Annotated in this window: 20 protein-coding genes; 10 read left to right on the top strand and 10 right to left on the bottom strand. The window is 48.8% G+C overall.

The features are described 5' to 3' along the window. Window positions 1-8: 8 nt before the first annotated feature. The gene (locus ACP7H9_RS05570; protein WP_034822068.1) at window positions 9-2,282 is read right to left on the bottom strand and encodes an LPS-assembly protein LptD; all 2,274 of its coding nucleotides are present in this window, start codon (window positions 2,280-2,282) and stop codon (window positions 9-11) included. A 137-nt stretch (window positions 2,283-2,419) separates the two neighbouring features. Here ACP7H9_RS05570 and ACP7H9_RS05565 point away from each other — a divergent pair, with 137 nt between their 5' ends. Genes ACP7H9_RS05565 through djlA form a run of 3 tightly spaced genes read left to right on the top strand, consistent with a single transcriptional unit; the run spans window position 2,420 to window position 4,930 of the window. Next, on the top strand, window positions 2,420-3,424 hold the full coding sequence (locus tag ACP7H9_RS05565) for an aminoglycoside phosphotransferase family protein (protein ID WP_034822179.1): 1,005 nt from the start codon (window positions 2,420-2,422) through the stop codon (window positions 3,422-3,424). Then, entirely contained in the window at window positions 3,421-4,098 is a 678-nt protein-coding gene (gene murU, locus ACP7H9_RS05560) for an N-acetylmuramate alpha-1-phosphate uridylyltransferase MurU (protein ID WP_034822071.1), read from the top strand. Before ACP7H9_RS05565 ends, murU begins: the two co-directional genes overlap by 4 nt. Window position 4,099: 1 nt before the next feature. Next, window positions 4,100-4,930, top strand: a complete 831-nt coding sequence (gene djlA / locus ACP7H9_RS05555; protein ID WP_286823187.1) for a co-chaperone DjlA — start codon at window positions 4,100-4,102, stop codon at window positions 4,928-4,930. A gap of 24 nt (window positions 4,931-4,954) precedes the next feature. Here the strand turns inward: djlA and ACP7H9_RS05550 are convergent, their stop codons facing one another. From ACP7H9_RS05550 to rapA, 3 genes are read right to left on the bottom strand one after another with little or no spacing between them, the layout of a single operon-like run. Continuing rightward, window positions 4,955-5,740 (bottom strand): DUF3530 family protein, encoded by a 786-nt coding sequence (locus tag ACP7H9_RS05550; protein ID WP_034822076.1) that lies wholly within the window; start codon window positions 5,738-5,740, stop codon window positions 4,955-4,957. Between the two features lie 44 nt (window positions 5,741-5,784). Continuing rightward, window positions 5,785-6,441, bottom strand: coding sequence for a pseudouridine synthase (locus tag ACP7H9_RS05545; protein ID WP_034822079.1), 657 nt, complete (start codon window positions 6,439-6,441; stop codon window positions 5,785-5,787). Further along, the gene (gene rapA, locus ACP7H9_RS05540; protein WP_034822082.1) at window positions 6,441-9,101 is read right to left on the bottom strand and encodes an RNA polymerase-associated protein RapA; all 2,661 of its coding nucleotides are present in this window, start codon (window positions 9,099-9,101) and stop codon (window positions 6,441-6,443) included. The genes ACP7H9_RS05545 and rapA overlap by 1 nt, the downstream gene beginning before the upstream one ends. A 149-nt stretch (window positions 9,102-9,250) precedes the next feature. On the opposite strand from rapA, the gene ACP7H9_RS05535 reads away from it, so the two are divergent. Next, window positions 9,251-10,636 carry a PhoH family protein gene (locus ACP7H9_RS05535; protein ID WP_011235449.1) on the top strand — a complete coding sequence of 462 codons (1,386 nt, stop codon included), beginning with the start codon at window positions 9,251-9,253 and terminating at the stop codon, window positions 10,634-10,636. Here ACP7H9_RS05535 and ACP7H9_RS05530 read toward each other — a convergent pair whose 3' ends face one another. The 6 genes from ACP7H9_RS05530 to ACP7H9_RS05505 are packed head-to-tail and all read right to left on the bottom strand — an operon-like array spanning window position 10,637 to window position 14,681. Continuing rightward, window positions 10,637-11,596, bottom strand: a complete 960-nt coding sequence (locus ACP7H9_RS05530) for a hypothetical protein (protein ID WP_034822090.1) — start codon at window positions 11,594-11,596, stop codon at window positions 10,637-10,639. 21 nt (window positions 11,597-11,617) lie between these two features. After that, window positions 11,618-11,908: a hypothetical protein gene (locus tag ACP7H9_RS05525; protein WP_034822093.1), complete on the bottom strand. Its 291-nt coding sequence runs from the start codon at window positions 11,906-11,908 to the stop codon at window positions 11,618-11,620. Between the two features lie 37 nt (window positions 11,909-11,945). Beyond that, window positions 11,946-12,380: a Holliday junction resolvase RuvX gene (ruvX, locus tag ACP7H9_RS05520; protein ID WP_034822096.1), complete on the bottom strand. Its 435-nt coding sequence runs from the start codon at window positions 12,378-12,380 to the stop codon at window positions 11,946-11,948. Next, window positions 12,377-12,934 (bottom strand): YqgE/AlgH family protein, encoded by a 558-nt coding sequence (locus ACP7H9_RS05515; RefSeq protein WP_034822099.1) that lies wholly within the window; start codon window positions 12,932-12,934, stop codon window positions 12,377-12,379. Before ACP7H9_RS05515 ends, ruvX begins: the two co-directional genes overlap by 4 nt. Before the next feature lie 60 nt (window positions 12,935-12,994). Beyond that, window positions 12,995-13,939 (bottom strand): glutathione synthase, encoded by a 945-nt coding sequence (gene gshB / locus ACP7H9_RS05510; protein WP_034822102.1) that lies wholly within the window; start codon window positions 13,937-13,939, stop codon window positions 12,995-12,997. Between the two features lie 10 nt (window positions 13,940-13,949). Then, window positions 13,950-14,681, bottom strand: coding sequence for a 16S rRNA (uracil(1498)-N(3))-methyltransferase (locus ACP7H9_RS05505; RefSeq protein WP_439222329.1), 732 nt, complete (start codon window positions 14,679-14,681; stop codon window positions 13,950-13,952). Window positions 14,682-14,796: 115 nt separating this feature from the next. On the opposite strand from ACP7H9_RS05505, the gene metK reads away from it, so the two are divergent. From metK to ACP7H9_RS05475, 6 genes are all read left to right on the top strand, one after another. Then, on the top strand, window positions 14,797-15,942 hold the full coding sequence (metK, locus tag ACP7H9_RS05500) for a methionine adenosyltransferase (RefSeq protein WP_011235442.1): 1,146 nt from the start codon (window positions 14,797-14,799) through the stop codon (window positions 15,940-15,942). 91 nt (window positions 15,943-16,033) lie between these two features. Then, entirely contained in the window at window positions 16,034-18,034 is a 2,001-nt protein-coding gene (gene tkt / locus ACP7H9_RS05495; RefSeq protein WP_439222328.1) for a transketolase, read from the top strand. Beyond that, the gene (epd, locus tag ACP7H9_RS05490) at window positions 18,035-19,060 is read left to right on the top strand and encodes an erythrose-4-phosphate dehydrogenase (RefSeq protein ID WP_439222327.1); all 1,026 of its coding nucleotides are present in this window, start codon (window positions 18,035-18,037) and stop codon (window positions 19,058-19,060) included. 18 nt (window positions 19,061-19,078) lie between these two features. Further along, the gene (locus tag ACP7H9_RS05485) at window positions 19,079-20,260 is read left to right on the top strand and encodes a phosphoglycerate kinase (protein ID WP_439222326.1); all 1,182 of its coding nucleotides are present in this window, start codon (window positions 19,079-19,081) and stop codon (window positions 20,258-20,260) included. A gap of 30 nt (window positions 20,261-20,290) precedes the next feature. Continuing rightward, window positions 20,291-21,355, top strand: coding sequence for a class II fructose-bisphosphate aldolase (fba, locus tag ACP7H9_RS05480; protein WP_034822116.1), 1,065 nt, complete (start codon window positions 20,291-20,293; stop codon window positions 21,353-21,355). A 37-nt stretch (window positions 21,356-21,392) separates the two neighbouring features. Continuing rightward, window positions 21,393-22,178: a DUF481 domain-containing protein gene (locus ACP7H9_RS05475; RefSeq protein ID WP_439222325.1), complete on the top strand. Its 786-nt coding sequence runs from the start codon at window positions 21,393-21,395 to the stop codon at window positions 22,176-22,178. Window positions 22,179-22,181: the final 3 nt, after the last annotated feature.

The raw sequence follows: 22,181 nt of genomic DNA, 5'->3' as shown, positions 1-22,181 counted from the left end.
ACCTACCACTAGTTACTGAGATAAAAAGGACGGCGGTAACCGTACGTACTTTTCTCAAGCATGTTAATTAGACCACTGCTATCAGAAGCTAAACCGCTGATAATAAATTGTATACTAATGCCATTGTCAAATTGAGTTTCGCCGTTTATCTGAGTCGCACTAAAAGCCGGCTCAAGATCACGGTTTATGCGTCTGTACGCGCTAACCCGTAAGGCCCAGCAGCAACTGCTGTATTGAATGCCCACCATAGCATCATTTAAACGATCATGTGTGAGATCGTAAAAGACATTTGATGCGACTTGCCAGCGCGAACTTGCTGACCAAACTGCCTGCGTTCCAACTTGTTCAATATCGTTGTTCAGAATGTTGGTTGCGGTGCGATGACTGACCTGTATCAAGTTTGATTCATCTTTACGGAACTCTACCGCGGTCTGACTCTTACGGGTGGTGTTAAGTTCCGTATCGTATTGAATTGAGCTGCGTATTGACCAGTTCTCATCAACAGCCCAGTTAATGTCGGCAACCCACTCACTGTTACTGGAGGTTGTGGTTTCTTCATCGCTGGCAAACAGTTGCGTACGACTGTCATTAATATTGTAAATTTGCCCAATACTGGCTCGCAGCACTTCGCGTTCATTCTGAGTGAATAAGCTGCTGCTGACACCGTACGTTATCTGGTTAGCCTCGGCGATGCGATCCAACCCCGAAAAACGGCGGCTACGGAACAGCCCGTGGTAATCGTCCTGCAATAAAGAGGTATCATAAATGCCGATGTTCTGTTGGTTTTCATAGGGCACATACAAATACTGAATTTGCGGCGACAGGGTTTGACGGTACTGGCTGTCACCCAGTTCAATGGCTCGCTCGAGATGCAAACGAGCCCTTACACGAGCGCGGGGAAGCGCACGTGAAACTTCCTCAGCAATCTTGTTGTCCGGGCTTTCCTGCCAATAGCGCGTATAAAGATAAGAAAGCTCGGCTTCTGTATCAAAAGCAGGCTTCTCAAAACGGTACTGAATGCTCGGCTCTATATGTGCCCGGGTCGCGTATTCGCGGGTCTGATCCTGATTCTGAAAATAGGTTAGTTCGTTGTATAAGCTGGCGCTAAAGCCGGTGAAGTCGCCAGTGTTGTAATCGATACTAAGCTGCGGCAGTGTGCGATAGGGGCTGCGGTAGTCGCCAATAAGCTCGTAGTCTTCGGTACGTAATTGTGCGGTCCAGTTTTCGTTGTCGTAATCAAGCTGGGCTACGCGATATAAGTGAGTGTCAGCCCGGCCTGCAAAATCACTACCAAAGTCATTCAGGTAGTTGTCGTCACTAATTTCGGTCGCATCCAGGTAAAAACTCAAGTCCTGGTTTATTTGCGCCGAATGCTGAACGTGCCAAAGGTAGCGTTTTTTATTTGCGATGCGAGTGTCGTCATTGCCTAAATATTCTAAATTGAATTGTCCGGCATTTTGCTCAAATAAATAGCGATACTCGCCTTTCATCATGGTGCCGCGCTCGGACATATAAACCGGAGCTATTGTCGCATCCATATTGGGAGCAATATTAAAGTAGTAGGGAACTTCTACTTCAAAACCACTGTTTGATGATGAGTCGAACGTGGGGTAGAGCAAACCGGTTTTACGCGCGTCACTCAATGGAAAATTAAAATACGGTAAGTAAAGCACCGGTACGTCGAATAACTCAAATCGGGCGTGCCAGGCTTCACCGAAGTCGCTGGTTTCATTTATCTGAATACGTTCTGCGCGTAATTGCCAGGCCGGAGTCTCGCCCGGGCAGGTGGTGAAGCTTGAGTCCTGTAATAAAACTTCCTGCCGGGACAATGAAAGCAACTCTGCGTGGCCACGCGCGTTATGATTTCGCAGTCGGTAATCACTGTTGTAGAGTTTGGCCTCGTCATCGTTTAAGTCTAGCGATAACGAATCACCCGTAACGCTTAAATAGCCGTCATTAAAAGTAATGCCGTCTGAGGCGATAATCTCACCCCGCTGCTGATCGATAGTGGCTTTTGAAGTTGAAAGCCACTGTCCGTTACGCTGAATGATGACGTTACCGGTAAAATACGCTTTTTCATTGGCCAGAATTTCGGCGCTACGCGATTCAACACCAATAGTTCCTGCATCGGTTTCCTGCAACTGGACGGCGGTAATCGTACTCTCAGTAGACTGAGGCACGGTGCAAGTCATGTGTTGTGGTGCGTCTTGATTTTGTAAAGCCGCTAGCGCGCTGCCGGGAAAGGGCAGTAGCATTAGCGAAGTAATAAACCGTTGCAGCAATTTAATCTTCCGTCGTTGTTGTTAAATGCATTTATTCTGTTTTGCAGCGCGAGGGTATAATAAAGCAATTTTGTTTGTTTCGCTATTTGGTACACTGCTAGTTTTAAGGCTTTGCGACAAATTTGGTGGAGGATATTTTGGAAGACAAACGAGAAGTGGCTCTGCAGGCTTGGTGTGAAGCCCAGACAGGTGTTTCACAACCAACTTTAGAAGTTGTATCCGGTGATGCCAGTTTCCGTCGCTATTTTCGGGCAACTAATGGCCAGGAAAGCCTGATAGCGGTCGACTGTCCTCCCGAAAAAGAACCAATGAAGCCTTTTTTGGCCGTTGCACAAGCCTATTCTGAAGCCGGCGTTACTGTGCCAGAGATTATTGCGGCGGATTTAGAACAGGGCTTTATGCTGCAATCCGATTTTGGTCAGATACTGTTGCTGAGTAAACTGCATCCACGAAATGCGCGGCAATACTACCAGCAGGCACTTACCGCGCTGCCTAACATTATGTCGGTACGCCGGACTGAGCAGGGTGAGCTGCCCGCTTTCGATACCGCTTTGTTGGAACGTGAACTTTCTTTATTTAAGGACTGGTTATTAAAACATCACCTGAACTTAGACTGGCATACCGGGGACGATGAAGTTTGGAGTCAGTTTAGCCAACAAATGATTGATAACGCATTGCAGCAACCGCAGGTGGGAGTGCATCGGGACTTTCATTCACGTAACTTAATGCTGCTGGACGATGACCGTATTGGTATTATCGACTTTCAGGATGCGGTGCTGGGTCCGGTGACCTATGACGCGGTGTCGTTACTACGCGACTGCTATATTGAGTGGCCAGAGGAATTGGTCAACGAATTGAGTGAAGGGTTAAGGCAACATCTGGTTGAGTCTGACTGCTTAGCGGCGCAGGTTGAACCACAACAATGGCAACACTGGTTTGACTGGATGGGGCTGCAGCGGCACACCAAAGCGGCAGGTATTTTTGCCCGGTTGGCGCATCGCGATCATAAGCCCGGCTATTTACAGGATGTGCCCAGAACCCTCGGGTATTTGCAGCGAGTAAGTGCTAACTATCCGCAGCTTTCAAATTACAACCGCTGGTTGCGTGAGCGCATTATCCCAGCCTGGAAGGACAGCCTATGAGAGCGATGATTTTAGCTGCCGGACGGGGCAGTAGAATGCGCCCGTTAACGGATAATCAGCCAAAGCCTTTGTTGCCGGTAGCGGGAAAACCCTTGTTGGGTTATCACCTGGAAAAGCTGGCAAACGCAGGTGTTAATGAAGTGGTTATTAATCATGCCTGGCATGGTGAGCAAATTGAAGATTTTGTCGGGGACGGCAGCCAGTGGGGTCTGCAGGTTTCATTCTCTGCGGAACCTGAGGGTGGACTTGAGACTGCAGGGGGTATTATTAAAGCCTTGCCACTGCTCGGAGATGACCCGTTTTGGGTTATTAATGGTGATATCTGGACAGACTGGGATTACCGGGATTTACCAACGGATCTGGAAAAAGGGCTGCTGGGACATTTAATTATGGTGGATAATCCGATTCATCATTCAAATGGTGACTTTGCTATTGAAAATGGATTGTTGGTTAATGGGGAAAATGAGAATGATGCCCGTAAAACTTTTTCCGGTGTTGGTCTGTATCGCAAAGAACTGTTGGCGCCATACCCTGAGGGGAAACGGGCATTAAAGCCTTTTTTCGACAGGGCAATTAATAAGAAGCAACTGGCAGCAAGCCATCAGGATGGATTTTGGACAGACGTAGGTACACCGGAACGCCTGCATCAAGTTAACCAGCGGCTGGAGAAATAACATGGTTTGGGGAAAGGTAGTCGGCGCACTGGCTGGCTTTGCGTTTATGAAATGGCCGGGTGCTATTCTGGGGGCGCTCATTGGTCACTGGTTTGATCGGGGCATGGCTCAGGACTTTTCCCAAAAAGGCGCCTGGGGGCGTTTTTTGTATGGGGCAGAGCAAGCCGCCGGGGACGCTAATTTTATTTACACACTGTTCGCAGTAATGGGCCACGTTGCTAAGGCAAAAGGTAAAGTCACCACTAGCGATATTTCTCAGGCTCAGGAGCTAATGCGTCGTTTGAATTTAAATCAGGACGCGACCCGCGAAGCACAGGAAGCCTTTCGCGAAGGTAAAGAACCGACGTTTCCTCTGCAACAAGTCATGAAGGATTTTAGTGCCTCCTTTTACGGTAACCGCGATGTTCTGCAGCTTTTTATGGAGCAGCTGATTGGTCTTGCGTTAAATGACGGTGTGTTGGAAAAGTCAGAGCATGAAGTTTTGGTTAACGTGGCTAAGCACCTTGGGTTTACTCGTTTTCAGCTGGACCAGTGGTTGATGATGGAAAAAGCGGCTTTTCGTTTTCATCAGCATCGTCGGCAGCAGCATCAGCAACAGCGAAAAACCACCAGCCAGGATGAAATAAATAACGCTTATGAAGTGCTTGGCGTAACAGCTCAAAACAGTAACGCCGAAATTAAGAAAGCGTATCGTAAATTAATGGCTCGGCATCATCCGGACAAGCTGGCTTCTAAGGGGTTACCGGAAGAGGTAATGAAGCAGGCTCATCAACGTGCTCAGGACATTCAGGCGGCTTATGAGAAGATCAAAGAAAAGCGCGGCGTCCGTTAAAAAAGGGTGTTAAAACTGGAAAGGTTAAAAGCCGTGAAATTCCAGCCAGCCTTTTATAGTAGAGATTAATTCACGCTGCCCGGTGTTACCGGAATTAACCAGCTGACGCTGGCGGTACGCTGGGTGCTGGTATTTATTCGCTAGTTTTTTACGCAAGGCCCAGTGTTCACTCACCCAACGGTTAGCTTCCGCACTGCGAATATCGAGAACCGGCAGTTGCGACTGGCTAATGCGTTCAGCAAGAGTGCGGTTATACTGAAACTGAGGCACATAAGCGTTAACCAATACAATAGCATCGGGCATTATTGAAGGCTCACTTTCCAGCAAACGCAGGGCTATGTCTGCGGTAATTCCTTCTACTACCCATACAGAAAAGCCCGGGCGGTCCAGGGTTTCGTTCAGCAGCAGAGTCATGCGTTGCTGCAAAGCATTCACTGGTGCCGTAAAGACCTCTTCGTCTGCAGCCTCAGGGAAATGCGTTGTCGTAGCAGGTGTCTGCAAATTGTCTGTACGTATGTCGTTGTCGGGCGGGGTTAAAGCCCAGGTGGTCCAGCCAAAATCCGGTGCGTTTTCATAAACCGGGCGAATATAAAAAGACTGCAGTGGATGGTAGTACCAATCTGGTAAAAGCACCATTTGCCCGCGCTCAAAGGCCTGCAAGTACTCTTTCTTTAACGCCAAATAGCGTTCGCCGTCATTTCCGGTTAACCAATGGAGCTGGTCTTGCGGCAAATAACGTTCTAGGTCGTCCTGGCTTACTGCGGGGTTGATGAAAACAACCGCCAGCAGAATTAATAGATAGCGCTTCATGCAGCCTGTATCGGCTGAAGCGGCGCTAGCTTGAGTGCAAATTGCTAAAACTGAACGGGGCTGAAAAACTCTATAGGTTGTTCGGTTTGCGGATGGGTTACGCCAAGGTATTCCGCATGCAGTAATAAACGCTCAGCAGCAGCGAAAGCATCGCTGTGTGCATAGAATTTATCTCCAAGTATCGGGCAGCCAAGGGCCTGCATATGAACTCTGAGCTGATGTGAGCGTCCGGTATGAGGTGTCAGTTCAAGGCGGCTACAACCGTTATCAAAATCCGTTACACGATAAAAGGTCGTGCTGGGTTTGCCGGTGAAAAAATCCATGTGCTGGCGCGGGCGATTCGGCCAGTCGCAGGACAACGGCAACTCTATTTCCCCTTGCGGAGAAGGTGGTTTGCCCCAAACTCGGGCAATATACCTTTTACTGGTTGTGCGATTCTGAAACTGCCGGTTCAGGTGACTTTGCGCGGCTTTAGTTTTTGCCAGTAAAAGAACTCCGGAAGTTGCCATATCCAGCCGGTGGACCACTCTTATTTCTGGGTGTACGCGCTGTACGCGGGTATAAACCGAGTCTTTATGTTCTGGTCGCTTGCCCGGAACACTGAGCAGCCCGCTTTGCTTATCAACCACCAACAACTGGCTGTCCTCATAGATAACCTGAAGAAATGGCGTTGTCGGCGGCTGATAATGGAGCAGCGTCATTAATGGTTATTCACCAGGATACGCACTGCCTGAAGCGATAACTGCGGGCTCTCCAGCGCCGCCGTAATTTGCTCTTCGCGCCAATTTATCGCCTCTATTTCACTGCTGCGCACCGACGGGTTTTTCTGTCGTAATTCCAGCAAGCGCGTGCGTTCGTGTTGCAGTGCAGCCAGCGCATTTTGCTTTACTTCATCCAGCTGCTTTTGCTGCCACTCACGAGCCTGTTGCTGGCCGGACTGAATAATCTTTTGCGCCGGGTCACGTAACTGACGCAATATCTGTCGCGCGGTCTTTTTATCAATAAAGCTGGATTGTTGGTCCAGCAGCTCGCGTGACACTTTAGCGGACAGCTCCTGACCCTGACCATTAAACAACAGACGTAAACTCTGCAATGGGCAGAACTCCTGCAATGCCGCGGCTTTAGGCGCCGGTACTATGCTGGCAAAGTCCAGTTCCAGGAACCAGCTGCCAGCCGGAATAGCCGGGTTTTTCAGCTCTGCAACGCAGGTGCTGCCAAAGTCATCTGCAGTCAGCAGTTCAAGCGCAGCCTGCACCATGGGGTGATCCCAACTTAAAAAGTCAGTATCTTCAAAGTTCAGTGCGGTCACCCTGTCAAAGGTTATGGTGATGCCATCATCCGGCAGTCCCGGCAGGCTGCCGACACGCATATGCTCACCCGGGCGAATAAACCAGCGCTCTTCATCCAGCACTTCGTTAGTCACGCCAAAACGGTCAAAGAAGGCAATCATAAAGTCTGCCAGAGTGTCGGTATCGCTGTCGCTATGAATTTGTTCTATGATTTTTTCAGCAGTTTCAGGACGACAGGCGTTTAGTGCCTGCAACTTGTCCTGCCCTTCACGGTTCCGTTCCAGCCAGGTTTTGTGCAGTTCTTTCGTCTGCTCCAGCAATTCGTCACTGAGTGGCTTCTGCTCAGCAACAGCCTGCTCAATGTCCTTACCAAAAGCATCGTACAGTTTACGGCCTATCGCATTACATTGAGAGAAGGCGTTCATACCCTGCTCGTACCATGGCAGCAATATGGCTTCCGCCGAGCCTTTGCAGTAAGGCAGGTAAATATCAATATTTTGCTGCTGGCCAATGCGGTCTAAGCGGCCAATACGCTGTTCCAGCAGGTCAGGGTTCGTTGGCAAGTCGAACAGAATCAGTTGATGAACAAACTGAAAGTTACGACCTTCACTGCCAATTTCTGAGCACAGCAGAATAGGGCTGCCGTCTTCTTCGCTGGCAAAAAAGGCGGCGGAGCGGTCACGTTCGGTCAGCGTCATACCTTCATGGAAGGTTGCCGCCTGTACCCCCGCCAGTACGCGCAAGGCTTCCGACAAATCCAGTACTTGCTCTGCCGTTTTGCATATCAGCAGTGCTTTTTCCGAGCGGTTCTGTTTAATGTGATTCAATAACCAGTCAATGCGCGGATCTTCCATCCACCAGGGCATGTCTTCATCGGGTTCGCATTCATCCAGTTCTACCGGATGAAAATGGCGTTCAGGAAAACCGCCAATATCGGCCCTACGGTTACGGAACATAACGCGGCCAGTACCATGTTTATCCAGCAGGTCATCGAGTTCTGCCGGGTCAGTAACAGACTCGGCTTGTTCTGCTAATTCTTTATACTGTGTTTGCTCTTGCTGGAAACTGGCAAAGTCGGAGAACCTGTCCGGGTCCAGTAGCTGCAGTCGCTGGAAATGACCTTCGGCACCTTCTTGCTCCGGGGTTGCCGTTAACAGCAACAAGCCGGGAACCGCTTCGCAAAGGCTTTTAACCGCACTAAATTCCGGTGCCTCGGGCTGTAAATGGTGTGCTTCATCAATTATCAGCAGATCGAATTCCGCCTCAAGCAACGCCTGACTCCAGCGCGACTCGTGCATAAAGCGGCTACTGATAATAATGTGCTGTTCAGTTAAAAACGGATTTTCACTGTCGGCTTCCGCCTGCTCGCAACGCTCATCATCAAACAGAGTAAAGTTCAGCGCAAAGCGGCGGCGTAACTCAACCAGCCACTGATGCATTAAAGATTCCGGTACCACAATTAAGACCCGCTGCGAGCGGCCGGTATTCAGGCGGCGCTTGATGATCATGCCGGCTTCAATGGTTTTACCTAAGCCCACTTCATCGGCTAAAAGCACTCGCGGGTGGTAACGGTCGGCAACAGTTTTGGCAATATACAACTGGTGCGGCAGCAAATGGGTACGAACACCTAATAAACCGGCAACCTCACTGGCCTGATGATGCGCCAGGTGTTCACTGGCTTCGCAGCGCAGCTGATACATATCCAGGCGGTCGGCCTGGCCGGCCAGTAAACGGGTTAATGCCGGATTACTGTCCACCTGATGTGATAACTGGGTTTCCGGAACCACAACCGGCTCCTGGTTGTCATCGCGTAAACCATGGTAGGTCACAATACCCTGTGACTCTGTCAGCTCCTGAATTGTGAAGCTCCAGCCATCGGCGTGTTTGCCCTGTTGCTGTACTTGCAGTTGATAACGGGCCAGAGGGGCTTCCTGAGCTGAATACAGTCGCACTTCACCGGTTGCGGGGAACATCACGGTTAAGTGACGCCCTTCGGCCTGGGTGATCATGCCTAGCCCTAATTCGGTTTCAGTTTCACTAAGGTAACGCTGTCCAACTCTAAACTCGCTCACTACACACTCCCGCGCGCCATTTACCAAGGTCGCAATGGTACTTAATTCGCTCGCCAATTCCGAGGAAAAATTTATTTCTGTAACCGTTGTGTCATGAATTTTAGGCTAAGCTGTAAGAAAAGAATAATCACATGCAAAGGTACGCGCTAATGACAACAAACGCTGGCAAGTTCTTTATCCTGGATACCAACATTCTTCTGCACGACCCTCTCGCTTTTCTCAACTTCGATGAACACAACGTGGTTATCCCCATGGTGGTTCTGGAAGAGCTCGACAATATAAAAGATCGCAATAGAGATGTGAGCCGCGAAGCACGGGTCGCCATTCGCTCGCTCGAGGAGGTTTTGAAAGAGGCCACACCGGAAGAAATTGTTGCTGGTGTTCCGTTAAACAGGGTGCAAGGCGAGCATACGGCGAACGGAACCCTGGCCATTTTCCCCGACTATCAGCTGGAGCAGACCGAGTCAGTGTTGTCGCTGGCAGAGAACGACCACCGCATTATTCAGGCGGCACTGGAAATTCAACGGGAGCGCTCGCCGGCTGGCGTGGTGCTGGTTACCAAAGACATCAATATGCGCCTGAAAGCCAAAGGCGCAGGTATGAAGTACGTTGATGATTATCGCACCGACCAGCTTATTGACGACATTCGCTTGCTGACCAAAGGGTTTTATAAGTTTGAAGGTGACTTCTGGTCGCAGGTGGGTGAAGTCCAAACGCAGCAGGAAGGCCGCGATGCTTACCACACGGTGAGTCGCGAACTGCTGCCTCAGGTTTTTGCTAATGAATACATTATTGACTCAACTAATAATTTTGCGGCACGGGTGGAAGAATACGACAGCGAAACTGTAACGCTGATGGATTTAAGCGTAGAACGGATGATGTCTTATGGAGCCTGGGGGGTTCACCCGAAGAATATTTATCAGGCTATGGCATTGCACGCTTTACTGGATACCAGTATGGATATGGTGACTCTCACCGGCCCGGCCGGTAGTGGTAAGACGTTTCTCGCCCTTTCAGCAGCATTGCAAATGGTGGTGGAGCAGGGCATTTATGAGAAAATTATCGTTACCCGCAATACGCCTGAAATTGCCGAATCTATTGGTTATTTGCCCGGCACCGAAGAAGAAAAAATGGCACCCTGGCTGTCGGCCATAACAGACTCTCTGGAAGCTCTGCATAAGCAGGATGAGAGCATGGAATCGAGCCTGAATTACATAATGAAAAAGGCCAACATTCAGTTTAAATCGCTGAACTTTATGCGCGGGCGTAGCATACAAAATGCCATTGTTATTCTGGATGAAGCTCAGAATTTAACCGCGTCTCAGCTAAAAACGCTTATTACCCGCTGTGGCGAGAACACCAAATTAGTGGTGTCGGGTAACCTGGCGCAAATTGATAGTTACTATTTAACCGCGGTAACCTCGGGGCTGACTTACATCGTTGAGCGGTTTAAAGACTATCCGGGTAGTGCAACCATCAACTTAAACGGTGTGGTGCGAAGTCCACTTGCTAAATTTGCGGAAGAGCACCTGTAGTCAGTTGAGTGGTACCACGGTGTACTGCTGAGTTTCTACCTGAAATTTAGTCTTTTCGCTAACCTGGCCCATCGGCATTGCTGCGGGGCCAGTTACATCAACCAGCACGTAATTACTCCCTTGGTGTTTAACTGCCGTATCCCCGGGTTGCCTGCTAATAGCAATGCCAAAAACTGCGTGCTCAGGCAAATAAATAATGGCCATTTTGGGCGTTTCGATAATTTGCTTTATAACCGAGGTCATTAAGGTGACTTTGCTGTCGCAGTCCCCCTGATTGTAATAAAGCAACTGGTTTGGAGGGACAAAGCCATCGCCCCGGCTATCCAGTTTGCTGTTTAAGTCGTTGTACGGTATTTGCTGAATAAAACTGGCGACATAGTTGATGTAATTTCTTTGGGTATTCGTACCCAGCTGTTCACCAATGGCCTGTATTAACGGTCTTAGAGTTGGAGTAACTTCACTGGCTATAGCCGGGTGGTCGGGAATAATACCCTGCTCTCCGGGAGGCAGGGTCAACTGACGGTAGAAGTTTGCATCCAGATAGTCATGCCAACGTTCGTTATAGTAATCACGCAAACGCCTTTTGTAGTCGTTAAACTGTTGCTGTTTTTGTGCTGTTCTGGCGTTTGCCGTAACTAACTCAACGGACTGCTGGCGCGGAGTTAAACGAGCCTGAATGCCTTGCCACTGCTGTTGCTTAATGTAACGGTTGAGTTGATGTGCCAGTTCGCGTTGACTGCGTTCACGATTAAACCCGCGGTAACGTTTTAGTGGCTGTAGGAACTCTTTTTTATCGACCTGGAAACTGAATGACTGTTGACGGTCATCGAAATCGCGCCACTGGTAAGAAAAAACAAGTTGTTCGTTATCGGTTTCATTAAGCTGGAAAAAGTTTTGGCTGTAGGCGACAGAGGGGATGACAAAGAGTAACCAGACAACAGCACAGAGTTTATGTGTCATTCTGGTTACTCCCGTTAATTTCTAGAACTTCATTTCTGTAATAGGACTGTCTTCAAATTTAAGGTCAACTTGATACTCGACGCCACCGGCACGAACAAAAAAGTAGGTTTTATCTTTTTTAAAGACTTCCTGCAGAGTTACAATCCGGAAACCCGGGCGACGCTCAGCCGACATGTCCGTTAATTCTACAGAGCCGCGCGAAACCAATATGTTTTGGTAACGAGGACCAGTAATTAAAAGCAGTTTTTTATTTTCATCTTTCAGTAAAATGGTGTTACCGGTTACTGAATAGGGTTCTTCATTACCAAACAAGGCCAGCTCCTATCGCTTTAACTTATTACTGACGACACTATAACGAATTATCGCTTTTTGGCAAATAACCGTTCATAAAATCTTCAACAATAATTAATGCAGCCTGACTATCAACCGCACCTTTTTTCAGTTTACGAAAGCCTCCTTCAGCAAACAGGCTTTCTCGTGCCGAGGTCGAAGTCAGGCGTTCGTCCTGAAATGCTACGGGTAAACCGAAGCGCCCATGTAAACGGTTACCAAACTTTTTGGCTCTTTGAGTTAGCGGCTGTTCGGTGCCATCCATATTTAAGGGCAGACCCACTACCAACTGTTCGGGCTGCCATTCGGCAAACAGCTTTTCAATCAGTTGCCAGTCGGGAATGCCTTCTTTGGCCTTAATAGCTGCTAAAGGCGATGCGGTTGCTGTTATGGTCTGGCCCACTGCAACGCCAATACTTTTGGTGCCAAAATCAAAGCCTATTACTGTGCTCATGCGTGTCCTACATCCGGCCCCAGTTGCCACACGTCAAACCCCAGTTGCTCGGTGGCTTTTCGCCAACGTTCGGAGGGTGGAGTATTGAACAGCAGCTCCGGGTCTGCCGGAATAGCCAACCAGGAATTTTCCCCTAGCTCCTCTTCCAGTTGTCCGGCCTCCCAACCTGCGTAGCCTAAAGTCAGAAGAAACTGCGGTGGCGCAGCCGATGATCCAAGAGCTTCCAGAATATCGCGCGAGGTGGTCACCATAATATCGTCACTCATCTTCTGGCTTGCGCGCCAATTGTCCTGCGGAGGGTGGATCACAAAGCCACGCTCACGGCCTACAGGCCCGCCCTGATAAACGCTGCCCTGTAAGTGCTGGTTATTTTCCGGGTAAACAATTTCCAGTTTATCCAGCAGCGAGGTTACGCTTAAATCGGCCGGCTGATTAATAACTAAGCCCATAGCGCCTTCTTCATTGTGCTCGCAGATATAGGTCACGGTCCGTTTAAACATTGGATCGTTCAGCATAGGTGTTGCTATCAATAAATGGTTCTGCAAACTGTTCATCGATTCACCGACTCCTTAACGATAATCTCTACTTACAACATGGGGGCGCATAGTTGAATTTCAATTCAGTTTTGCTTCTATTGCCTTAAAGACCTGTTCAGCAATATTAATGTCGTAGGCGTTTTCAATTTCGCGCATACAAGTTGGGCTGGTCACATTTATTTCCGTAATGCGATCACCAATAACGTCCAGGCCAACAATAATGAGCCCACGTTTTTTCAGTTCCGGTGCGACTTTACGAGCCAGAGCCCAGTCACTGTCAGATAAAGGCTGAGCGCGCCCGCTGCCTCCGGCGGCAAGGTTTCCACGGGTTTCTCCGGCGCTGGGAATACGCGCTAAAGAATAAGGCACAGGCTCACCATCAATAATTAAAATGCGCTTGTCGCCGTCTTTAATCTCTGGCAAGTACTTTTGCACCATGGCGTAGCGCTGACCTTTCTCAGTCAGAGTTTCAATAATAACGCCTAAGTTACTGCCATCGGCGCCCACTTTAAAAATTGAAGCGCCTCCCATACCGTCCAGCGGTTTTAAAATCACCTCACCATGCTTTTTATGGAAAGCTTTAATGACATCCGCTCTGGAACTCACTAGCGTGTCGGCAATAGAATCCGCGAACCACGAAGTAAAGAGTTTTTCGTTGCAGTCACGCAGGCTCTGCGGTTTATTCACCACCAGACTACCGCGTTGCTCGGCCAGTTCCAGAATCTGCGTGGCGTATAAAAACTCGCTGTCAAAAGGCGGATCTTTACGCATCATAATGACGTCAAAATCCTCCAGCGGACGGTATTCACTGTCGCTTAAGCTGTAAAAGTCCGTCTTTTGATCTTGAACGCGAACTTCCCGTGCAAAGGCCATTGGTTGACCGTTATCAATAACTAAGTCGCCCATTTCCAGATAGAAACACTGATAACCACGTGCCTGAGCTTCCAACAATAAACGAAAACTGGTGTCTTTTTCGGTTTTAACGGTGGCGATAGGGTCCATCACCATAGCTAACTTCTTCATGTAAACTCCTTTAGCTTAAGTCGCCAAACTGATACTGCACGGCGGTTAGCGCTGAAAGCGCGGCGGTTTCTGTTCTTAATATTCTTGGTCCTAAACGCATGGGTTTAAACCCCTGTTGTCCGGCGGCACTGACTTCAGTATCAGTGAACCCGCCCTCAGGACCAATCAATAATTGTATTCCCTTCTCGGCCTGCTGAAATGACGACAACGGCTGGGTGGCGGTTGGGTCTAAGGTCAGGCGCAACCCTTCAAAGCTGCTTGCAATAAAATCAGTGAGTTGCTGTGCTGGCTTCACTTGTGGAACCACGCTACGGCCACATTGCTCGCAGGCAGAATGGACAATTTTCTGCCATTGCAGCTGTTTCTTTTCCAGCCTGTCGCCACTTAATTTCACGCCACAGCGCTCACTGAACAGCGGGGTAATTTCGGTTACCCCCAGCTCTACCGACTTTTGCAGTACAAAGTCCATGCGGTCACCGCGCGAAACGACCTGCGCTAAATGAATATTGACCGGTGACTCAGATGCGTTAGCCTGACTGCTGGTTGCAATAAACTGCGCTGACTTTTTTTGAACTGAGGTAATCTTTGCCTCGTAGTTCTGACCGTCACCGTTAAATAAAACAATGCTATCACCTACGTTCAAACGCAAGACTTTGATCAGGTGCTGGAAAGCATCCGGACTCAATTCGGTTTCATTTTGTAAGGTTATAGAGGCGGGGTGATAAATCCGCGGTACTCGCATGTCGTCAGCCTTATTCGGACTTTTAGACGTCCAGAAGTAGAAAAAAACAGAGTGATCGGTTACATTATGCAACCAGTATTAAACGATTTCATTAAAATTAAGGAATAGTGGGCATATGTCACGTCACCTGTTTACCTCAGAGTCAGTGTCCGAAGGGCATCCGGACAAAATTGCCGACCAGATATCCGATGCAGTTTTAGACGCAATTTTAGCAAAAGATCCTAAAGCCCGTGTTGCTTGTGAAACTTACGTGAAAACCGGCATGGTACTGGTTGGTGGTGAAATTTCGACAAAGGCCTGGGTTGATGTTGAAGACTTGGCGCGTCAAACCGTAAAAGATATTGGTTACCGGCACTCTGACATGGGGTTTGACGGAGCATCGTGTGCTGTCTTAAACGCTATTGGTAAGCAAAGTGGTGATATCAACCAGGGCGTTGACCGTGCTAATCCGGAAGAGCAGGGTGCAGGTGATCAGGGCTTAATGTTTGGTTATGCTTCAAATGAAACCTCAGTTTTAATGCCGGCTCCTATTACATACGCGCACCGCGTTATGCAGCGTCAGTCGGAAGTACGCAATAACGGCACACTGGACTGGTTGCGACCGGACGCGAAAAGTCAGCTGACCTTCGTTTATGAAAACGGTAAGCCAGTCGCCATTGATACGGTCGTGCTCTCCACTCAGCACCGAGAAGACATTACTCAGGAAACGCTGCGCGAAGCGGTGATGGAAGAAATTATCAAGCCTGTATTGCCGGAGCAGTGGGTTTCAAAAGACACGCAGTTTCACATTAACCCAACCGGTCGTTTCGTGGTCGGCGGGCCTATGGGTGACTGCGGGTTGACCGGACGTAAGATTATTGTCGATACCTATGGCGGCATGGCGCGTCACGGTGGTGGTGCATTCTCGGGTAAAGACCCGTCAAAAGTTGACCGCAGTGCGGCTTATGCAGCGCGTTATGTTGCTAAGAACCTGGTCGCTGCTGGTCTGGCTGAACGTTGTGAGCTGCAAATTTCTTACGCCATTGGTGTAGCAGAACCAACTTCTATTAGCATCGATACCTTCGGTACGTCTAAGCACTCAGAAGAGCAATTAATTGCGCTGGTGCGTCGTCATTTTGACTTGCGGCCATATGGATTAATCAAAATGCTTGACCTGGAACGCCCAATCTATAAACAGACAGCGGCATACGGGCATTTTGGCCGAGACAACCTGCCGTGGGAACAAACCGACAAAGCCGCCGATTTACAGGCTGATATTTAAACAAAATATTGCCTATAAATTTGCTTGTACCCCCTGAAATGTGGAGAATACGCGCATCGCAAGTTGCTCTTCATCTTCCAGGGGGTTTTTCATGTCAGAACGTCAATATCTCGCCAATGCCATCCGTGCGCTTAGTATGGATGCGGTTCAGAAAGCCAAATCAGGCCACCCCGGGGCACCCATGGGTATGGCGGATATCGCAGAAGTTCTCTGGCGTGACTATTTAAAACATAACCCTCACAACCCCAACTGGGCCGATCGCGACCGTTTTGTGTTATCGAACGGACACGGGTCAATGCTAATTTACTCCTTATTGCACCTGTCTGGTTATGATCTGAGCATTGAAGACATTAAACAATTCCGTCAGTTAGACTCAAAAACCCCGGGTCACCCTGAATACGGCTATACCCCTGGTATTGAAACCACTACCGGACCGCTGGGACAAGGACTTGCAAATGCCGTAGGTATGGCGCTGGCTGAGAAGGTACTGGCTGCGCAATTTAACCGCGATAATCATGAAATTGTTGACCACTATACCTACACATTTCTGGGCGATGGCTGCTTAATGGAAGGCATCTCTCACGAAGCTTGTTCACTGGCAGGCACCTTAGGTTTAGGCAAACTCATTGCCTTTTACGATGACAACGGCATTTCCATTGACGGCGAAGTTGAAGGCTGGTTCACCGACGATACCGCAAAACGTTTTGAGTCTTACGGCTGGCATGTAATTAATAAAGTTGACGGACACGATTCAGCTGCCATAACCCGTGCGATTGATGAAGCCCGTGCGAATGAAGATAAACCGACTCTGATTATCTGCAAAACGGTAATTGGTTATGGCGCACCGAACAAACAGGGTTCTGAAAGCTGCCACGGAGCACCTCTGGGTGACGACGAGATTGTTGCTGCGCGTAAGCAACTGAACTGGCCGCATCAAGCCTTTGAAGTACCGGCTGACGTATACCAAAAATGGTCGGCGGTGGATAAAGGCGCAGCAGTTGAGTCTTCCTGGAATAAGCGTTGGGTGGCGTACGAGCAGGAATATCCGCAACTGGCACAAGAACTGAAGCGTCGCTTAAATGGCGAACTGCCGGAAGGGTTTGAGAACACTGTGCACAATTACGCGAAGCAGTTACAGAGCAGCCCAGAAGCGGTAGCAACTCGTAAAGCCTCACTGAACGTACTGAATGAGTTTGGTCCTAAATTACCTGAACTGTTAGGTGGCTCTGCCGACCTGGCCGGCTCTAACTTAACCTTATGGAACAATGCAAAAGGCATTACGGCCAATGACGCGAGCGGTAACTACGTGTTCTACGGTGTTCGTGAATTTGGCATGTCCGCCATTATGAACGGCGTTACTTTGCACGGTGGCTTTAAAGCTTACGGTGCTACCTTCCTGATGTTTATGGAATACGCGCGCAACGCTGTGCGTATGTCTGCGCTTATGAAGCAGCCCAGCATTTTTGTTTACACTCACGACTCTATAGGCTTGGGTGAAGACGGGCCGACGCACCAGCCGGTCGAGCAACTGGCTAACTTACGTCAAACCCCGAATTTACAGTGCTGGCGTCCGTGTGACCAGGTTGAAACAGCCGTAGCCTGGGGAGCCGCAGTACAAAGCAGTAAAACCCCATCGGCGTTAGTGTTCAGCCGTCAGGGCATGCAACAGCAAGAGCGCAATGACGACCAGTTAACGAACATTGCCCGCGGTGGTTATGTGCTGAAAGATTGTGACGGCGAGCCGGACGTTATTTTAATTGCGACAGGTTCTGAAGTTGATTTAGCCGTTAACGCCTTTGAGCAATTGACTGATGAGGGGCACAAGGTACGCGTTGTTTCTATACCGTCGACCAATGTGTTTGATATTCAGGATGCTGAATACAAAGAGTCGGTGTTGCCATCGAGCGTTACTCGCCGCGTTGCCGTTGAAGCCGGTATTGCCGACTTCTGGTACAAATACGTTGGGCTTAACGGTGAAGTCGTTGGCATGACAACCTTTGGTGAATCTGCTCCGGCCGGCGACTTATACAAACACTTTGGCATTACCACAGAAAATACCGTGGCTGCCGCCAAACGCTTGTTGGGAGCTTAAATGAGCGAACCGGCTCGTATTGCAATTAATGGTTTCGGCCGCATTGGCCGGAGCTTTTTGCGCGCGCTGTACGAAAACGGCTATCGCGACAGTGTGCAGGTAGTGCTTATTAACGAACCTGCGGCGTCGGAAGCGATAGCGCATTTGCTCAAATACGACTCAAGCCACGGTCGTTTTGGAGAAAAAGTAACGCAGTCGGGTGATGCGCTGACAGTTGCCGGAGACAATATTGCTTTAACTCACCAGACCGAGATTGAAGCCATTGACTGGCGCGCCCATAAGGTTGATTTTGTCGTTGATTGTACCGGTGTATTCGGCAGTCAGGCCGACGGTCAGCTTTATCTGCAACAAGGCGTAAAACGTGTGCTGTTTTCTCATCCCGGCAAGCCGGACGTCGATTTCACCGCAATTTATGGCGTGAATGAAAAAGAGCTCACCGTTGACCATAAAGTGGTATCGAACGGCTCTTGCACAACAAACTGCATTGTGCCGGTCATTAAAGTACTGGACGATGCATTCGAGATAGACTCCGGTGCTATTACCACCATTCATTCGGCTATGCACGACCAGCAGGTTATTGATGCATACCATCCGGATTTAAGACGAACCCGCGCCGCCGGGCGTTCCATTATTCCGGTGGATACCCGTTTGGCGCGCGGTATTGAACGAATACTACCGCACTTAGAAGGGCGGTTCGAGGCCATAGCCGTGCGCGTGCCCACCACCAATGTGACCGCTATGGATTTAAGCGTTACGCTAAACAGCGACGCCACTATTGAGCAAATTAATCAGGTTTTACGTGAGCAGAGCGAGCGGCAGCTGGCGGGTATACTGGATTACACCGAAGAGCCTTTAGTTTCAATAGATTTTAACCATGACCCACATTCATCCATTGTTGATGGCACGCAAACCCGTGTTAGTCACAAGCGGCTGGTTAAGCTGCTGTGCTGGTGTGACAACGAATGGGGTTTTGCGAATCGCTTGCTGGACACAGCAAAAACGATGGCTGAACAAACAGAACATTAAGCTTAGAGAGGATATCGCATGTCTGTCATTGCTATGACTGATTTGGATTTAAGTAACAAGCGAGTACTTATTCGGGAAGATTTAAACGTTCCGGTTAAAAACGGAAAAGTCACTTCCGACGCGCGTTTAAAAGCCGCACTGCCCAGCATTCAGCAAGCGTTGAAAGCTGGCGCTAAAGTCATGGTTATGTCTCATTTGGGTCGCCCAACCGAAGGCGAGTACGACGAAGAGTTTTCGCTGCAACCTGTTGTTGATTACTTACAAGAAGTGCTGGATTGCCCGGTACGCTTATGTAAAGACTACCTCGACGGTATTGAACTAAAGGCCGGAGAACTGGTAGTTTTTGAGAATGTCCGCTTTAATGTTGGCGAAAAGAAGAATAATGACGAGCTTGCTAAAAAATTAGCCAGCTTATGTGATGTCTATGTAATGGACGCGTTTGGTACCGCACATCGCGCTCAGGCATCCACTCATGGTGTGGCTAAATACGCCCCCGTTGCCTGCGCAGGGCCTTTGCTGGCCGGCGAATTAGACGCTTTAGGCAAAGCACTGGAAAATCCGAAGCGCCCGTTAGTGGCTATTGTCGGTGGTTCTAAAGTATCGACAAAACTGACGGTATTAGAGTCCTTGTCCGGTGTTGTTGACCAGTTAATTGTGGGCGGCGGTATTGCGAACACTTTTGTTGCGGCGGCAGGCCATAATGTGGGTAAGTCGCTTTACGAAGCGGACTTAACCGACGAAGCTAACCGTTTAATGGCGCAGGCAAAAGCTAAAGGCGGCGACATTCCATTACCTGTCGATGTAGTAACAGGTAAAGAGTTCAGCGCAGAAGCCAAGGCAGAAACTAAAGCCGTTAATGCTGTTGCTGACGACGATATGATTTTTGATATTGGCCCTGACACCGCAGAGCAATTAGCGTCTATGCTGAAAAATGCAGGAACCATTGTCTGGAACGGGCCGGTAGGTGTGTTTGAATTTGAGCAATTTGGGCATGGTACAAAAACCATAGCCGAAGCGATTGCGCAAAGCGATGCGTTTTCAATTGCCGGAGGTGGCGACACTTTAGCAGCAATTGATCAATACGCTATCGCTGATAAGATTAGTTATATCTCGACAGGTGGTGGGGCATTCCTTGAATTCCTCGAAGGTAAAACATTACCAGCCGTTGCTATTTTACAAGAACGGGCTAACGACGCCTGAACACAAGTTTTTTAATTAAGGAGTATTTTTATGGCCCTGGTGTCATTACGACAGTTATTAGACCATGCCGCAGAACACGATTACGGCGTACCGGCGTTTAACGTCAACAACTTAGAGCAAATGCGCGCAATTATGCAAGCCGCCGATGCCACTGACAGCCCGGTTATCGTGCAGGCCTCAGCTGGTGCTCGTAAGTACGCCGGTGCACCATTCCTGCGCCACTTAATTCAGGCTGCGGTTGAAGAATGGCCCCATATTCCGGTGGTTGTTCACCAGGATCACGGTACTTCTCCGGCGGTATGTCAGCGTTCTATCCAACTGGGCTTTAGCTCGGTAATGATGGATGGCTCATTGCTGGACGATGGCAAAACGCCTGCAGAGTACGATTACAATGTAAAAGTAACCAGACAAACCGTAGAAATGGCACACGCTTGTGGTGTTTCTGTTGAAGGTGAGCTGGGTTGTCTGGGCTCACTGGAAACCGGTGAAGCTGGTGAAGAAGACGGTGTTGGTGCTGAAGGTAAGTTGTCACACGAACAGCTACTGACTGACCCTGAAGAAGCGGCGGAATTTGTTAAAGCAACAAACGTTGACGCGCTGGCTATTGCTTGTGGTACATCACACGGTGCTTACAAGTTTACTCGTCCACCAACAGGCGATATTTTAGCCATTGACCGCATTAAAGAGATTCATCGTCGCATTCCGGGTACACACTTAGTTATGCATGGCTCATCATCTGTACCGCAGGAATGGCTGAAAATTATTAACGAATTTGGCGGCGAAATTCCGGAAACCTATGGTGTGCCAGTTGAGCAAATTCAGGAAGGTATCAAACATGGTGTGCGTAAAGTGAACATCGATACCGATTTACGTTTGGCTTCAACGGGTGCTATTCGTCGTCATTTGGCCGAGAATCCGTCAAACTTTGATCCGCGCAAATTCTTTACCGCGGCAACCAAAGCGATGGAAGACATTTGTCGCGCGCGCTATGAAGCCTTTGGTTGTGCGGGTATGGCGAGTAAAATAAAGCCAATTAATTTAGAAACAATGTTTCAGCGTTACGAAAACGGCGAATTAGACGCCATAGTTAAGTAATTAAGAACTTTATAAAAGATATAGATACGAGGTTAGTGTGCGACTTTCTTTATTATTCGCTAGTTTGTTTTTACCCGTTGTAGCAAGTGCGCAAACGTTTATGTTTGACGATGCTGACGACATCGATACTGAAACCGTAGAAGAGTGGGAAGCCAGCGCCGAATTCGGCCTGCTTTACACCTCAGGTAACACTGAAACAGAAAGTCTGAAAGGCAAGTTTACCGCATCGCGGGACGTGCAGAACTGGCGCCATAAAGGTGTTTTCGATTATTACACCTCTGAGCAGGAGAACCAGGATACTGGTGAGAGCGTAGAAACCGCTGACCGTATGTTTATATCGGCTCAGAGTAACTACAAGTTTGCACCAGATAGCCGTGACTCATTATTTGTCTTCGGTTCCTATGAAGAAGATGAATTCAGTGGTTTTAACTATCAGGCTACTGTCGCAACGGGTTATGGTGCTCGTTATCGTTATGATCAAGACATTTACGCCGACTATGAAATTGGTCCGGGTTACTCACGCACCAAACCTGTGCAGGTTGAAGGTGAGCCGCCGGTTGAATCTAATGGCTCAATGATTCTGCGTGTAGCTGGTAGCTTAAACTGGAAAATCAGTGAAAACTCACGTTTCAGCGCCTTACTTTCTTCTGAAGTTGGTGAAGACAATACGAAGAGTAAAGCCGAGTTGTCAGTCTCAGCAAACATCAACAGTTCGCTGGCTATGAAGGTGTCACTGGGAGCAAATCATAACTCTCAGGTTGCTGATGAAAGTATCGAGAAACTTGATACTGAAACAGCTGTTACGCTGGTTTATTCTTTCTAAGAA

Origin of the sequence: Idiomarina sp. ST20R2A10 (assembly GCF_051842345.1) — a bacterium.
GTDB lineage: Bacteria > Pseudomonadota > Gammaproteobacteria > Enterobacterales > Alteromonadaceae > Idiomarina > Idiomarina loihiensis.
This window is presented reverse-complemented; position numbering and strand designations above follow the sequence as displayed.